The sequence below is a fragment of the Amycolatopsis sp. NPDC003676 genome (genome assembly GCF_053587275.1).
The window spans coordinates 1-1,890 of record NZ_JBSFNS010000251.1; the positions used below are offsets into that span (position 1 = coordinate 1).

Annotated in this window: 1 protein-coding gene and 1 pseudogene; one reads left to right on the forward strand and one right to left on the reverse strand. The window is 67.0% G+C overall.

Features of this window, described 5'->3' with window-relative positions; all coding sequences use genetic code 11:
• Window positions 1–654 (forward strand): annotated as a pseudogene (locus ACWDNU_RS45335) (MFS transporter); the annotation flags it as partial.
• 63 nt (window positions 655–717) lie between these two features.
• On the opposite strand, the gene ACWDNU_RS45340 reads toward ACWDNU_RS45335, so the two are convergent.
• Window positions 718–1,392 (reverse strand): chymotrypsin family serine protease, encoded by a 675-nt coding sequence (locus tag ACWDNU_RS45340; RefSeq protein WP_355275279.1) that lies wholly within the window; start codon window positions 1,390–1,392, stop codon window positions 718–720.
• Between the last annotated feature and the right edge of the window lie 498 nt (window positions 1,393–1,890).

Consider the following 1,890-nt stretch of genomic DNA (forward strand, 5'->3'; position numbering starts at 1 on the left):
CTGGTGACGTTCTTCGTCTACGCCGCGCTGGGCGGCGTCTTCTTCCTGCTGGTCCTGCAGCTGCAACTGGTCTCCGGGTATTCGCCGATGGCCTCGGGCGCGGCGAGTCTGCCGGTGACGGTGCTGATGCTGGTGCTGTCGGCCCCGGCCGGGCGCTGGGCGCAACGGCACGGGCCGCGGATCCCGATGACCGTGGGTCCGCTGCTGGCCGCGGGCGGTGTCTTCGCGCTGCAACGGGTCGGGGCCGACGCGAACTATCTCACCGATGTCCTGCCCGGCGTGCTGATCTTCGGGCTCGGGCTCTCGATCATGGTCGCGCCGCTGACCGGCGCGGTGCTGGCCGCGGTGCCCACCGCCGACGCTGGCATCGCCTCCGGGGTCAACAACGCCGTCGCCAGGACGGCGCAGCTGCTGGCCGTCGCCGCGTTGCCCGGCTTGGCGGGCCTGGCTGGCGCCTTCGACGATCCGGTCGCCTTCGCCGCCGGCTTCGACACCGCGATGCGCTGGTGCGCTGCGCTGCTGCTGGTCGGAGCGGTCGTGGCCGGGGTGCTGCTGCGGGTCCCGCGGCGCGCGCCGGAACCCGACCGGGTCGATTGCCTGCCGCACTGCGCGGGCGCCGACGGTCCGGCGCTGGCGCCCCTCGGACAGAAATGAAGCGGGCCGCGTGGAGGTGAATCCACGCGACCCGCAGTGCTTCCGGCGATCCGAACGGGCGGGCTAGATGGGATGGAATCCCGCGCCGACGCCGCCGCGGCCGTTGACGTCGTTCATGATCGCGCTCATGTTCGTGCCGACCTCGGGGCCGAAGCAGGCCACGGCCAGGTAGGCGTTCACCATGCCCACCAGGGTCGAGCCGACGACCACCGGCGCACCGGAATCGCCTTCGATCACACACATCTGGGCCCAGGTCTCGGTATTGGTCTGGAAGACGTCACCCCAGGTGATGCCGCAGGTGTTGCCGGTGGTCCGGCCTTCCTTGCAGACGATCGTCGGGAACTGGGCTGGCCCGCCGATGCCGGTGATGGTGACGTTGCCGATCCGGTTCACCGGGATGATCCGCCCCGGCGTGAACTCGATGATCGCGTAGTCGAGTTCGGAGTTGCTGTAGGCGAACCGGCCGATCTCGCCGTAGCCACGGTCCACCTCGGCGGTGACGCTCGCGCCCGCGTCGCCGCAGTGGCCCGCGGTCAGTCCGACGAGTCTGCCCGCACCGTCGTAGCCGACCGTGGTGACGGTGCACTCGAACATGCTGTCGATGACGATTCCGGAGCCGCCGCCGATCACCGGCGGGCCGGGTTGAGCCTGCGAAGCGCCCGCGCCGGTGCCGAGCAGTGCTGCACCGAGGGCGACGGCGAAGGCGGCGTTGGCCACCTTGGCGAGTGTGGTGAACATGTCCCTCCAGACGTCGGAAGCCCGCACGATATCAATTCGCTCTGCCTATCGTGCCTGTATTCCGTCCCGGGCGCGCCCCGCCCACGGCGCACTTCTTAGTGATAGCTGATATCTATCAATGGAATGATCAATTGTCCAGTTATGCCATCGGTCTGTGATCTGCCGGAGTATTCGGTCGGGGGGTTCGTTATGAATGACAGTTTTCCGCAATATTTATTCGGCGCAGCCGCCAGTGCTGGGAATCCGCGCGGAAAACGACATCCGACGCAATCGTCGATACCGCCACAATTGTGGGCTGTATGGTCCGACATGGCAGGACTCATAGCTGTTCGTGACGGTGACCTCTGTCTATGACGGCGCTCACATGTCGGTGGTGTGTTCTGCGCTACTCCGTAGTAAGGTGCGTCAAGCAAACAAGTCGTCGGGGTGTTGATGACCTGGCGTCGAGAGGGGTAAAAGCAGTGCAGTCGACCGAGAGTCCACCCGCCCGTTCACGAG

Excerpts from the sequence above, each read along its gene's own strand:
- ACWDNU_RS45340 (WP_355275279.1), bottom strand. The coding sequence starts at position 1,392 with ATGTTCACCACACTCGCCAAGGTGGCCAACGCCGCCTTCGCCGTCGCC.